The sequence below is a fragment of the Streptomyces sp. NPDC001700 genome, from assembly GCF_053596435.1.
Map to the genome: position 1 here is coordinate 371,578 of NZ_JBSFGE010000007.1, position 13,690 is coordinate 385,267.

General features: G+C 72.2%; 10 protein-coding genes. 7 read left to right on the forward strand and 3 right to left on the reverse strand.

Going from position 1 to position 13,690, the window contains the following annotated elements; translation table 11 throughout:
• Positions 1–98 precede the first annotated feature (98 nt).
• From ACWC5C_RS16870 to ACWC5C_RS16890, 5 genes are all read left to right on the forward strand, one after another.
• Positions 99–1,004, forward strand: coding sequence for an RNA polymerase sigma-70 factor (locus ACWC5C_RS16870; protein ID WP_450876119.1), 906 nt, complete (start codon positions 99–101; stop codon positions 1,002–1,004).
• 151 nt (positions 1,005–1,155) lie between these two features.
• The gene (locus ACWC5C_RS16875; RefSeq protein ID WP_450876120.1) at positions 1,156–1,554 is read left to right on the forward strand and encodes a hypothetical protein; all 399 of its coding nucleotides are present in this window, start codon (positions 1,156–1,158) and stop codon (positions 1,552–1,554) included.
• A 275-nt stretch (positions 1,555–1,829) separates the two neighbouring features.
• Positions 1,830–3,926, forward strand: coding sequence for a glycosyltransferase (locus tag ACWC5C_RS16880; protein WP_450876121.1), 2,097 nt, complete (start codon positions 1,830–1,832; stop codon positions 3,924–3,926).
• Positions 3,927–3,995: 69 nt separating this feature from the next.
• Positions 3,996–5,672 carry an LCP family protein gene (locus ACWC5C_RS16885; RefSeq protein WP_450876122.1) on the forward strand — a complete coding sequence of 559 codons (1,677 nt, stop codon included), beginning with the start codon at positions 3,996–3,998 and terminating at the stop codon, positions 5,670–5,672.
• 76 nt (positions 5,673–5,748) lie between these two features.
• Positions 5,749–6,573, forward strand: a complete 825-nt coding sequence (locus ACWC5C_RS16890; protein ID WP_450876123.1) for a carbohydrate ABC transporter permease — start codon at positions 5,749–5,751, stop codon at positions 6,571–6,573.
• 7 nt (positions 6,574–6,580) lie between these two features.
• Here the strand turns inward: ACWC5C_RS16890 and ACWC5C_RS16895 are convergent, their stop codons facing one another.
• The 3 genes from ACWC5C_RS16895 to ACWC5C_RS16905 form a co-directional block, all read right to left on the reverse strand.
• Positions 6,581–7,717: a hypothetical protein gene (locus ACWC5C_RS16895; RefSeq protein WP_450876124.1), complete on the reverse strand. Its 1,137-nt coding sequence runs from the start codon at positions 7,715–7,717 to the stop codon at positions 6,581–6,583.
• Entirely contained in the window at positions 7,708–9,033 is a 1,326-nt protein-coding gene (locus ACWC5C_RS16900; RefSeq protein WP_450876125.1) for a hypothetical protein, read from the reverse strand. The genes ACWC5C_RS16895 and ACWC5C_RS16900 overlap by 10 nt, the downstream gene beginning before the upstream one ends.
• 74 nt (positions 9,034–9,107) lie before the next feature.
• The gene (locus ACWC5C_RS16905; RefSeq protein WP_385446484.1) at positions 9,108–10,133 is read right to left on the reverse strand and encodes an ATP-dependent 6-phosphofructokinase; all 1,026 of its coding nucleotides are present in this window, start codon (positions 10,131–10,133) and stop codon (positions 9,108–9,110) included.
• A 199-nt stretch (positions 10,134–10,332) separates the two neighbouring features.
• On the opposite strand from ACWC5C_RS16905, the gene pta reads away from it, so the two are divergent.
• Entirely contained in the window at positions 10,333–12,438 is a 2,106-nt protein-coding gene (gene pta / locus ACWC5C_RS16910; RefSeq protein WP_450876126.1) for a phosphate acetyltransferase, read from the forward strand.
• A 49-nt stretch (positions 12,439–12,487) separates the two neighbouring features.
• Positions 12,488–13,633: an acetate kinase gene (locus tag ACWC5C_RS16915; RefSeq protein ID WP_450876127.1), complete on the forward strand. Its 1,146-nt coding sequence runs from the start codon at positions 12,488–12,490 to the stop codon at positions 13,631–13,633.
• The last annotated feature ends 57 nt before the right edge of the window (positions 13,634–13,690 follow it).

Here is a 13,690-nt window from a genome sequence, read left to right on the forward strand (position 1 = left end):
CGTGTGACGTGCGCCACCGCCCGGGGGTGTCACAGAAGTACGGGGAGCGGCGTCTTGTGCGCGTGGCATCGTCGAGAGCGAGCAGGCGGGAGCAGCCGGTGAAGAGTGAGCAGCACTCCGAGGGCACAGACACGGCGACCGAGGCGTTCGTCGCCCATCGCAATCTGCTGTTCACGGTCGCCTACGAGATGCTCGGCTCGGCCGCCGACGCGGAGGACGTCCTGCAGGAGACCTGGCTGCGCTGGTCCGGGGTCGACCTCGGCGCGGTGCGGGACCAGCGGGCGTACCTGGTACGGATCACCACGCGCCAGGCGCTGAGCCGCCTCCGTACGCTGGGCCGCCGCAAGGAGTCGTACGTCGGCCCCTGGCTGCCCGAACCGCTGCTGACCGCCCCGGACGTGGCCGAGGACGTCGAGCTGGCCGAAAGCGTGTCGATGGCGATGATGCTGGTGCTGGAGACGCTGGCGCCGACCGAGCGGGCGGTGTTCGTGCTGCGCGAGGTGTTCGACCTCGGGTACGACGAGATCGCCGACGCCGTCGGCAAGAGCGCGGCCGCCGTCCGCCAGATCGCGCACCGGGCCCGGGCGCACGTCGCGGCGCGCCGCCCGCGCGGGGCCGTGTCCCCGGCCGAGTCCCGGGACGCGCTCGACGCGTTCCAGCGGGCGGCCGAAACGGGCGATCTGCAGGGCCTGTTGGACATCCTCGCGCCGGATGTCGTCTTCCTGGGCGACGGCGGCGGCATCAAGCAGGCCGTCCCACGGCCCATCGTGGGCGCCGACAAGGTGGGCCGTCTGCTGGCCGCCGGGCTGGGCCGGATGGCCACCGTGGGAACGCTGCGGCCCGCGCAGGTCAACGGCCATCCGGCGCTGGTCCTCCAGCAGGACGGAGCGGTCGACACCGTCCTGGCGGTGCGCATCGACGACGGCCTCATCACCGGGCTCTACGCGGTGCGCAACCCCGAGAAGCTGTCCCATATGCGTCAGGAGACGGCCCTGCGCCGCTGATCCCAGGAAGTGATCGCGAGGGGGGTCTTGCCCGAACTAGCCGCTCTGTCGCCCAAGTTGGGAAAAATAATCTTGCCCTTGGGGAAACCGCTCCATAAAGTGACTCGCTGGCGCGCCCCGACTGAAGGGGCGGCCGTAACGGGAGGGAACCATGCGAGCTTTACGTAAGGCCTCGATCGTGGCCGGCATCGCGGTGATAGCAACGATGGGCCTCGCCCCCCAGGCACAGGCGTCGAAGAACAGCGGCTGGATCTACACCAGCAATCAGAGCGGCGCCGCCTTCTTCGACGCCGACCTGAACGGTCAGCCCGGCGTGGAAAAGATCACCGTGTGCGACAACAGGTCCGACGGCCGCGGGGTCAGGGTCGAGGTCAGCGGTCGGGACGGCTCCGGCTCGGTGTGGATCTTCAAGTCCGACCCCTCCAACAACGGACGCTGCGAATCCATTCAGGGCAACTTCTTCCTGGAGGACACGGCCGTCGGCATCGTGGTCTACGAATACTGGGGGGACAACACCGCCCACAAGGCGACCGGCACAGCCGTCGCCTGACCCCGATCGCGCGCATGACGGTCCGCCGACTCTGTCGGCGGACCGTTGTCGTCTCGGCTGTCGTCTCGGCCGCCGACAGACGATACGGGATCGGACCGTCCCGGAGGGCGGCGTCGGGGGATTCTTATCCGTTGCCGCCGGTTCGGCGTGGGCGCTGATCGCTCGTCATTACGGTGAGACCGTCCGAGCCGCGTGGGGCGGCCCGACCACCGACCGAAGACGTGCCACGGCGGCCGTGGCTCATGCGACCCTGACCCTGGGGGACGATCCAGCCGATGAGCCACCCGATCCGAGGAGGCCGACACAAGCGGTCCCGTGACCCGCGCGCGCACTGGCTGCTGCTTTCCCTCAGCCTCCCGCTCATGTTCGGCCTGCTGATGTTCCAGGGCTGGACCACCCACGAGGTCGACGCCGCGAAGTCGCGGCCCGCGTGCACCACCCCGGTGCCGAAGGACATCGTCGGCGGCGGCCCGGTGGTGCAGATCAACAACGGCCAGGTGAAGACGGTGAGCATGCCGCCGGGGACGGTGGCGCTCACCTACGACGGCGGGCCCGACCCGGAGTGGACGCCGCGCATCCTCGACCTGCTGCGCCAGAACAAGGCGCGCGCGACGTTCTTCCTCAACGGCGCCAAGGCGGCCCGGTGGCCGGATCTGGTGCGGCGGATCAGGGCCGAGGGCCATGAGATCGGGTCGAACACCTACACCGGCGCCGACATGGGCACCGCCTCCTCCGTCCGCTCCTCGATGGAGCTGTCGCTCACCGAGTCGGCGCTCGCGGGCACCGTGGGCGCCGAACCGCGGCTGATACGGATGCCGCTGACCACCGACGTGGAGACGCTGTGCGGCGTCGAGTGGCAGGCGGCGCGCAAGGTCGCCGCGAAGGGGTACGCGCTGGTCGCCGCCGACAAGCCGTCGAAGGCGCCCTCGCAGGGGCTGATCCGGCAGCTGTCGCAGACGGACACCGCGTACCAGGAGACCGCGAAGCTGCTGAAGAACCCGCGGGTGCAGCGGTTCACCACCGTCACCGGCGGGCTCGGGGTGCCTCCGGTGGAGACCCGGTCGTCCGCCCTGGAGCGCTGGCAGGGCAACGCCCTGATCTGGCTCGCGGCGATCGGCCGCGCCTTCGTGACCATCATGACGTGGGTGCTGGGCATCGCGGGCGCGCTGGGCGTGCTGCGGCTGGTGCTGCTCGTCGTGTTCGCCCGCGCCCATGTCCGGCGGATCACCCGCTACCGGCCGGGCGACCCGCCGCCCCCGGTGGTGAACGAGCCGGTGACGGTGCTGGTGCCCGCGTACAACGAGGAGGCGGGCATCGAGGGCACCATCCGCTCGCTGCTGGCCTCCACCCACCAGAAGCTCCAGGTCATCGTGATCGACGACGGGTCGACGGACCGTACGGCCGAGATCGCCGCCGCGAGCAACGACTCCCGGGTGCTGGTGATCCGTCAGCCCAACTCGGGCAAGCCGACCGCGCTCAACACCGGCCTGGCGCACGCCAAGCACGACATCGTCGTCATGGTCGACGCCGACACCGTCTTCGAACCGGACGCCATCCGCCAGCTCATCCAGCCGCTCGCCCAGCCGGAGATCGGCGCGGTGAGCGGGAACACCAAGGTCGGCAACCGGCGCAGCCTGCTCGGCAGATGGCAGCACCTGGAATACGTCTTCGGGTTCAACCTCGACCGCCGGATGTTCGAGGTGCTGGAGTGCATGCCGACCGTCCCCGGCGCCATCGGCGCGTTCCGGCGGGAGGCGCTGGAGGAGGTCGGCGGCGTCAGCGAGGACACCCTCGCCGAGGACACCGACCTCACCATGGCCCTGTGGCGGGCCGGTTGGCGCGTGGTGTACGAGGAGACGGCCGTCGCCTGGACCGAGGTGCCCACCTCGCTGCGCCAGCTGTGGCGGCAGCGCTACCGCTGGGGCTACGGCACCCTGCAGGCCATGTGGAAGCACCGGCGCGCGGTCGTCGCGCGGGGCTCGGACGGGCGCTTCGGCCGCCGGGGGCTGACGTATCTCGCGCTGTTCCAGGTCGTGTTGCCGCTGCTCGCGCCCGTGATCGACCTGTTCGCGCTGTACGGGATCCTCTTCCAGAACCCCACCGAGTCGGCCGGGGTGTGGCTGACGTACCTCGCCATCCAGGTGGTGTGCGCCGGGTACGCGCTGCGGCTGGACGGGGAGCGGATGCGGACTCTGTGGTCCCTGCCCTTCCAGCTCTTCGCCTACCGGCAGTTGATGTATCTGGTGGTCATCCAGTCCGTGGTCGCCCTGCTGCTCGGCGCCCGGCTGAAGTGGCACCGGATCCAGCGTTCGGGGACGGCCGGGGAGACGCTCGGCACAGCGCCCGCATACCAGAGCCTGACATCGAGATAACGGGCGCCCGCGACCGTATCAGTAGTCAGCAGGCATACGGACGTTTCCATGCGAAGGGAGGCTGCCCCCATGAGTGACCGGCGGGACGGGCGGGCAGACGCGAACGGGCACGGCGGCGGGATGCCACCGAGCCACATCACCCCGGACGAGCAGCCGCAGCGGGGCACGGCGGCGTACCTCCAGCAGCAGCCCACGCGGGAGACCAGAGGACCGGGCGAGCCGGGAGGGCCGGGCGAGCCAGGAGGACCGGGCGAGCCGGGGCAGGGCGCGTGGGCGCGGGAGACGGCCAACGCGCCGACCGAGTCGTTCCCCGTCGTGCCGCCCTCTCCGGCGCCACCGCCTCCGCCGCCACCGACCCCGGGCGCACCCGGGCCGGGCCTGGGGGCGACGCAGCAGGTTCCGGGCCTCGCGCCGCAGGGCCGGGGCGCCGCCCCGCCGGGCCCGGGGGCCACCCAGCAGGTGCCGGGCCTCGCCGCGCCGGGCCCGGGGGCCACCCAGCAAGTCCCGGGCATCACGCCGCCGATGCCGCGCGCCGGACAGCGGGGGCCGGGAGCCACCCAGTCGATCCCGGGCCTCACCCAGCCGGTCCGGACCGACGCCGGGCTGTGGCGCCCGGACACCCCCGCGCGACCGACACCGCCCGCGCCCCGGACGCCGCCCGCCCAGCGGCCCCCGTACGAGGACGACCCCGAGCCGCCCGTGCTGCGGCGGCGCGCGCCCAGAGAACCGCTCAGCCGCCGCCGCAAGGTCACCCGCCTCGCGGTCGTCATGGTCTCGTCGCTGCTCGTCGCCTCCGGCAGCGCCTACATCTGGGTCGACACCCAGATGAACCGCGAGGTCGACCTCAACAAGGCGGCGAACCGCCCGCCGCTCGGCAAGGGCACCAACTACCTCATCGTGGGCTCCGACAGCCGCGCGGGCCTGTCCGCCGAGGCCAAGCAGACGCTCCGTACCGGCTCGGCCGAGGGCGGCCGTACCGACTCGATGATGGTGCTGCACACCGGCGCCAACGGCACCACGATGCTGAGCCTGCCGCGCGACTCCTGGGTGCGGGTCCCCTCGTACGTACGTCCCGAGACCGGCAAGCGCTACGGCGAGGAGCAGAACAAGCTCAACGCGGCCTATTCGCGGGGCGGTCCCGATCTGCTCGTCCAGACCATCGAGCGCAACACCGGGCTGCACATCAACCACTACGCGGAGATCGGCTTCGGCGGCTTCGTGGACATCGTGGACGCGGTCGGCGGCGTACGGATGTGCGTGGACCGCGACATCAAGGACGAGAAGTCCGGCCTGGACCTCAAGAAGGGCTGCCAGGTGCTCGACGGCGGCAAGGCGCTCTCCTTCGTACGGCAGCGCAAGCAGGAGGCCAACGGCGACCTGGGGCGCACCCAGAACCAGCAGAAGTTCCTGGCCGCCCTCGCGGAGAAGGCCGCCACCCCGGGCGTGCTGGCCAACCCCTTCGCGGCGTTCCCGACCGTCAGCGCGGGTCTGGACACGCTCATCGTGGACAAGCAGATGAACCTGCAGAAGCTGATGTCGCTGTTCCAGGCGATGAAGGGCGCGACGTCCGGCAACGGCAAGCGGCTCAACGTCCCGGTGTCCAACACCAATCTGCGCACCTCCAAGGGCAGCGCCGTGCAGTGGGACGACGCGCAGGCGAAGCGGCTGTTCGAGCAGCTGCGGGGCGACCAGCCGGTGGACGTGCCCGCGTCCCTCCCCGGGCAGCCGGCAGCGGCGGCGCAATAGAACGACAGGCCGGGTGGGGGTTTTCGGTGGCACCTCCGTCTTCCCCTCCCGGCCGGGCGAACGGTTTCATGGACCGGTGTCCGTGCTCTCACGCCGCCGCCTGGCGGCCGACGCCGCGCTGCTCGCCGTCGCGGCGGCCTTCGTCCTCCCGCTGGCCTGGCTGCTGCTCGCCTCGGTCGACGGCGAGGCGACGTTACGGGTGTCGGCGCCCGGCAGCCCGACGCTCGACAACTTCTCGGCGGTGTGGACGGACGAGATCACGTTCACGCCGATGCTCAACAGCCTGCTGCTGTGCGGCAGCGCCACCGCGCTGACCGTCGCGTGCGCGGCGCTCGCCGCGTATCCGCTGTCCCGGTTCCGGTCGGGCGTGGTGCGGCCGTATCTGATGACCGTGCTGTTCACGACCTGTCTGCCGATCACCGCGATCATGGTCCCGGTCTACGGGCTCTTCGTCCAGGTCGACCTGATCGACACCATGTCCGGCACCGCGCTCTTCCTCGCCGCCTCGCAACTCCCCTTCGCGATCTGGCTGATGAAGAACTTCATGGACGGCGTGCCGGTGATCCTGGAGGAGGCGGCCTGGACGGACGGCGCGTCCTGGGCGCAGGGCCTGGCGCGGGTCATCCTGCCGCTGATGGGGCCGGGCATCACGGTCGTGACGATCTACAGCTTCATCATGATGTGGGGCAACTTCTTCGTCCCCTTCATGCTGCTGCTCTCCCCCGAACAACTCCCGGCGTCCGTCTCCATCTTCACCTTCTTCGGCAACCACGGGCAGATCGTCTACGGGCAGCTCGCCGCGTTCTCGATCCTCTACTCGACCCCGGTGGTGCTGCTGTACGTGCTCATCTCCCGGCGGCTGGGCGGCGGCTTCACGCTCGGCGGGGCGGTGAAGGGATGACCCTTCGTCAGGGAGTCTTCGGCGCCGCGCAGCCGTGGTCTTCGGCCGAGCGGGCGGCGAACGCGGACAGCGCCGCGCGTTCGTAGCCGAGGTCGGGGCGGGCGCGGGCCTCGCCGTCGGCGTCGTCGGCGCGGATCAGATACAGGGCGCGCGGGGCGCCGCCGGGGCAGTTGGCACCGGCCCAGTACGCGCTCTGGCCGAGCCGCCCGGCGGGCTTCTCGGCGGGGGTCACGCCCTCGCCGTCGTTGCGGGTGTACTGGGCGCGGGCGTCCTCCGCGTAGGGCCCGTAGTACGCGTCGAGCCGGTAGCGGGGCGCGCCGTCGCGGGCGCCGAGGGCGCAGATCTCGCGCGGGGCGCGGGCCCTGGCGGTCTCGCGGGCCGTGGAGACGGCGGAGCGGGCGGCGGTGGGGACGGCCGCGCAGGTGCCGGTGGCGCCGAGCAGCGGTTCGTACTCGTCCTTGTTCACCGGCAGGCCCACGCTGCGGACCGGGGTGCCCAGCCGGGCGCCGCAGCCCCAGCGGTCGTCGGCCCGCCGGGCGGTGGCGGTGGCGGTGCGGACGAAGGAGGGGCGGGTGGCGGGGTCGTCCAGGGTGGTGCCGCCGAGCGCGGTCTCGACGGTGATCAGCAGACTGCGGCCGCCCCGGGCGCAGTCGAGCAGCACGGCCGCGGTGGCCTTGCCGTCGCCGGGGTCGCCCTGGCGGGCGTTGTCGGTGGCGAGGACGCCGGACCAGCCGTGCCCGATCGGGACGGGGAGGGTGTCGTGGGCGGGTACGGCGGTGGGCAGCTCGCCGGTGCCGTACTCGGCGCGGGGGCGGGGTGCCCCGGCGATGGTGACGCGCACCCGGCCCCGGCCCTCGGCGATCGCCTCGCAGCGCACGGCCAGGGAGGTGTCGCGGCCGGTGCCGAAGGTGCCTTGGGCGCTGCTGGTGACGTCCATCTCGCGGTCGCCGAGCACCGTACGGACCTCGTCCGCCGCGAGCGCCCCGCCGCACGCCTCGTCGAGCGCCCGGTCGTCGCTGCCCGCGAACCAGGCGACCAGGCCGGTGAGGACGGCCAGGACGATGGCGGCGGCCGTGATGCCCCGCACCTGCCGCCGGGTGACCAGCTGGGTGAACGGCGAGCGCGGCCCGGTCGTCAGTGCCATTCCTCCACCTCTCCGAGCACCTTGGTGGCGTGGCAGCCCGCCGTCTTCGGCCAGCCGTCCTCGGCGCCGAGGTAGCGGGAGAGCAGGGTGTGCGCGGTCTCGGAGAGCGCGGCGCGCCGCGCGGGGCCGAGCGGGACCGTCTCGCCGTCGGGTATGCGCAGCCGGGGCAGGACGGAGACCCGGTGGTAGGTGACCCGGCCGCCGCACACCGACCTTGCCCACAGGGCGAGTTGGGGATGGGTGAGGTAGGAGGGGACACGGTCCACCTGATCCGCCGCGTCCGTCTTCGCTTGGTCCGCCGCGTCCGTCTTCTCCTGGTCCGCCGCGTCCGTCTTCTCGGGTCCGGCGTTCACGAGCCGGTTCTCCTCGCCCGCGCCCCAGCCGGGCACATGGCCCTCGCGCTCGTACGAGTCGTACGCGGACCGGCCCAGGATCCCCGCCCAACTGGCCGCCTCGACGCCGGTGATCTGCCACTCCTGCGGCGTCACGCCCGTGTTGGGCCGGGCGTCCGGGTCCCAGTCGCCGGTGCAGGCGCTCAGGGAGGTGGAGTCCTGGGCGTCGCCGCGCGTGGCCCACGCTCCGGGCCTGAGCCCCGGCACCGAGGACGGGCTGATCCAGTCGCAGCTCCGCGACGCGGGACCGTCCCCGCCCTGCTCACCGGCCATGGCCACGACCTGGGTCGGCGGGTCCAGCGACGGGCCGCCGCAGCGCTGCGCCCGGGTGATGGTGTTGGCGACGTGGACGGCGGTACGGAATCCGGTGAGCGCGGTCGTACGTTCGGCGCCGCCCGCCGCCCCGGCGCTTCCGTCGCGGACCTTGGCCGTGACGTACAGATCGGTCGTCGGCCGGACCCGGCCGCCCAGCCCGCCCTGGCAGTCGGCGACCAGCCAGGCGCCGCGCGCACCGTACCGGCCGGTGGTGCCGGGCGCCGTGAAGGCGGCGCCGGGGCCCGGGTGCAGGATCTCGCGGGTCTCCATGCCCTGGGGCACGTCCGAGACCAGCGCCTCGGCGTGGACGGTGACGCCGTTGCCGCCGCCCCAGGAGAGCGAGCAGTCGAGCAGGGAGCGGCTCTCCTGGCCGGGGGCGAGCATGGTGCCGTGCTGGCGCAGCTCACCGGGGCGGGCGTCGCGCACCAGCCGCTGGAGGTCGTCGTACGGCAGGGCGCCGTCGCAGGCCTTCCGTAACTGGCCGCGGTTGGCGGCGAGATGGCCGCCGCCCTGGCTGCCGATCGCGATGACGGCACCGGTGACCAGTGCCGTGATCAGTACGAAGAGGAGCGCGTAGCGCAGCCACACACGGTCCGTTAACCCGCCCATCCCGCCGGTCTCCCTCGCCCCCCCTGATCGTCTCCGTCCCCGCGGATCAGGCGGGGACCGTACAGGAGCTGCCTTTAGAAAACGGACTCGGCCTCGTCCATGCGGTGGGCCGGGACGGTCTTCAGCTCGGTGACCGCCTCGGCGATCGGCACCATGGCGATGTCGGTGCCGCGCAGCGCCGTCATCATGCCGAAGTCGCCGCGGTGGGCGGCCTCGACGGCGTGCCAGCCGAAGCGGGTGGCCAGGACGCGGTCGTACGCGGTGGGCGTGCCGCCGCGCTGGACGTGGCCGAGGATGACCGGGCGGGCCTCCTTGCCGAGCCGCCGCTCCAGCTCGGCCGCGAGCCGGTTGCCGATCCCGGCGAACCGCTCGTGCCCGTACTGGTCGATCGCGCCCTTCTGGTAGTCCATCGCGCCCTCGGCGGGGTGCGCGCCCTCGGCGACGCAGATCACGGCGAACTTCTTGCCGCGCGAGAAGCGCTCCTCGACCATCTTGACCAGCCCGTCGACCTCGAAGGGGCGCTCCGGGAGGCAGATGCCGTGGGCGCCGCCCGCCATGCCGGACTCCAGGGCGATCCAGCCCGCGTGCCGCCCCATGACCTCGACGACCATGACCCGCTGGTGCGACTCGGCGGTGGTCTTGAGGCGGTCCATGGCCTCGGTGGCGACGCCGACGGCGGTGTCGAAGCCGAAGGTGCGGTCGGTGGAGGAGATGTCGTTGTCGATGGTCTTGGGGACGCCGACGATCGGCAGCCCCGCGTCCGACAGCATGCGGGCGGCGGTCAGGGTGCCCTCGCCGCCGATCGGGATCAGCACATCTATGCCGTAGTCGCGGGCGTGGTCCCGGGAGGTCTCACAGGCCTCGCGCAGCCGGGCGCGCTCCAGGCGGGAGGAGCCGAGGATGGTGCCGCCGCGGGCCAGGATGCCGCTCACGTCGTCCAGGTCCAGCTTGCGGTGGCGGCCGTCGAGGAGTCCCTTGAAGCCGTCTTCGAAGCCGATCACCTCGTCCCCGTGGCCGGCGACCGCGCGGTGCACCACCGACCGGATCACAGCGTTGAGGCCGGGGCAGTCGCCGCCTGCGGTGAGAACTCCGATGCGCATCGTGCTGTGTCTCCTGCTCCCTACGGGTAGATGTGAGCCAGTCCGATTGTTTCATGGGCAGGGTGATGCTGTGTCCCTATACCGCTGAGCGCCCTAGCCATGGCCAAAGGTATTGTCAAGAGGACTGGGCCACCGAAAACGGCCAATTTGTGTCCGAAGGATGCATGTAAGGAAAACGCCGAGGAAACGGAGAGCACGCGTGACGCGCAGCGTGTACGTGACCGGGATCGAACGGGGGGACGGCCGCCAGGTCGTCGAGCTGGGGGTCATGGAGTTGCTGACCCGCCATGTCGACCGGGTCGGCGTCTTCCGTCCCCTGGTGCACGACGACCCCGACCGCCTCTTCGATCTGCTGCGGGCCCGCTACCGGCTCAGCCAGCCGCCCGCCTCGGCGAGCGGGATGAGCTACGAGGAGGCGACCGCCCTGCAGGCCGAGAAGGGCTCCGACGAGCTGGTCTCGCGGCTGGTCGACCGCTTCCACGAGGTGGCCCGCGAGTTCGAGTACGTCCTCGTCCTGGGCAGCGACTACGCCGACACCAGCCTCCCGGACGAGCTGGGGCTGAACGCCCGGCTGGCGAACGAGTTCGGCGCCTCGGTGATCACGGTCGTGGGCGGTCAGGACCAGAACGCCGAGGCCGTCGTCGCCGAGGCCCACAACGCCTACCGCGCGTACGAGGCGCAGGGCTGCGACGTCGTCGCCGTCGCCGTCAACCGGGCCGTGCCGGACGACCGCGCGGAGATCGCCGAGCGGCTCGCCGCCCGGCTCCCGGTGCCCGGCTACGTACTCCCCGAGGACGGGGCGCTGTCGGCGCCCACCGTCTCGCAGATCGTGCGCACCCTCGGCGCCGACGTGCTGCTCGGCGACCACGCCGGGCTCTCCCGGGACGTGCGGGGCTTCGTCTTCGGCGGCGCCATGCTGCCCACCTTCCTGCCCGCCCTCACCGAGGGCTGTCTGGTCGTGACGCCCGGCGACCGCGCGGACCTGATCGTCGGCGCGCTCGCCGCGCACAGCGCGGGCTCCCCCGCCATCGCCGGAGTGCTGCTCACCCTGGACGAGCGGCCAGGACCCGACATCCTGGCGCTGGCGTCCCGGCTGGCCCCCGGCACCCCGGTGGTGGCGGTGGCGGGCGGCTCGTTCCCCACCGCGGCCGAGCTGTTCGCCATCGAGGGCAAGCTGAACGCGGGCGCGCCGCGCAAGGCCGAGACCGCCCTCGGCCTCTTCGAGCGCCATGTGGACACCGCCGCGCTGACCGACCGCGTCGCGGTGGCCCGCTCCGGCCGCGTCACCCCGATGATGTTCGAGCACGAGCTGATCGAGCGGTCCCGGTCCGGCCGCCGCCGGGTGGTGCTGCCCGAGGGCACCGAGGAGCGGGTGCTGCGCGCCGCCGACGTCCTGCTGCGCCGCGATGTGTGCGACCTCACACTGCTGGGCGGCGAGGACGCGGTCCGCAAGCGCGCCGCCGAGCTGGGCATCCAGCTCGCCGAGGCGCAGATCGTCGACCCGGAGACCTCGCCGCTGCGGGACCGCTTCGCGGAGAGCTACGCGAAGCTGCGCGCCCACAAGGGCGTCTCCTACGAAGAGGCGTACGACGTGGTGGCCGACGTCTCGTACTTCGGCACGCTGATGGTCCAGGAGGGCCTGGCCGACGGCATGGTCTCGGGCGCGGTGCACTCCACCGCGGCCACCATCCGGCCCGCGTTCGAGATCATCAAGACCGCGCCGGGCGCGCACATCGTCTCGTCCGTCTTCTTCATGTGCCTGGCCGACCGGGTGCTGGTGTACGGCGACTGCGCGGTCAACCCGGACCCCAACGCCGAGCAGCTGGCCGACATCGCCATCCAGTCGGCGACCACGGCCGCCCAGTTCGGGGTGGAGCCGAGGATCGCGATGCTGTCGTACTCCACCGGCACCTCCGGCTCCGGCGCGGACGTCGACAAGGTGCGCAAGGCGACCGAGCTGGTGCGCGAGCGCCGCCCGGACCTGCTGGTCGAGGGCCCGATCCAGTACGACGCGGCGGTGGACGCGGCGGTCGCGGCGACCAAGCTGCCGGACTCCGAGGTGGCGGGCAAGGCCACCGTGCTGATCTTCCCGGACCTCAACACCGGCAACAACACCTACAAGGCCGTGCAGCGCTCGGCGGGCGCCGTCGCGGTCGGCCCGGTGCTGCAGGGTCTGCGCAAGCCGGTCAACGACCTGTCCCGTGGGGCGCTGGTGCAGGACATCGTGAACACCGTCTCGATCACCGCCATCCAGGCCCAGTCCCAGACGCCCCCGACCACTCCGACCACCCCGGCGCCCCGGTGACACCGGCGCGCCACGTACCGATGGCCCCGATACAGAAAGTGCAGACCGCGTGAACGGCTCCCGCGTCCTCGTCCTCAACTCCGGCTCCTCGTCCGTCAAGTACCAGCTGCTGGACATGGCGGACGGCGCCCGGCTCTCCTCCGGCCTGGTGGAGCGGATCGGGAACGGCCCGGTGGCCGATCACACGGCCGCGCTCAAGCAGGTCGCCGAGGAGCTGGCCGGGCAGGGCCTCGGCCTCGACTCGCCCGAGCTGGCGGCGATCGGCCACCGGGTGGTGCACGGCGGCACCCGGTTCACCGAACCCACCCTGATCACCGACGAGGTGGTCGAGGAGATCGAGAAGCTGGTCCCGCTGGCCCCGCTGCACAACCCGGCGAACGTCACCGGCATCAAGGTGGCCCGGTCGCTGCGCCCGGACCTGCCGCAGGTCGCGGTCTTCGACACCGCGTTCCACTCCACGATGCCGGAGTCGGCGGCCCGGTACGCGATCGACACCGAGACCGCCGACCGGTACGGGGTGCGGCGGTACGGCTTCCACGGCACCTCGCACGCGTTCGTCTCCCGGGCGACGGCGAAACTGCTGGGCAAGGACGTCGCCGAGCTGAACACGATCGTGCTGCACCTGGGCAACGGCGCCAGCGCCTCCGCCGTGCGCGGCGGGGTGTGCGTGGACACCTCCATGGGACTGACCCCCTTGGAAGGCCTGGTGATGGGTACCCGCTCCGGTGACCTCGACCCGGCGGCGATCTTCCACCTGTCCCGGGTGGGCGAGATGTCGACGGACGAGATCGACACCCTGCTGAACAAGCGCAGCGGGCTGATCGGGCTGTGCGGGGACAACGACATGCGCGAGATCGGGCGCCGGATGGGCGAGGGCGATCCGGCCGCGCAGCTCGCGTTCGACATCTACATCCACCGGCTGCGGAAGTACGTGGGCGCGTACACCGCGGTGCTGGGGCGGGTGGACGCCATCGCGTTCACGGCCGGAGTCGGGGAGAACTCGGCCGCGGTGCGGGAGGCCGCGCTGCGCGATCTGCCCGCGTTCGGCATCGAGGTGGACGCGGTGCGCAACGCCGTGCGCGGCGCCGCGGCGCGGCTGATCTCCGCCGAGACCAGCCGGGTGGCGGTGGCCGTGGTGCCGACCGACGAGGAGCTGGAGATCGCCAGCCAGACGTACGACCTGGTCAGCGACTAGCCTTCGGCTCGGCTTCGACTTGAAATATTCCGCTCCGAAACAAACCGATAGGATCAG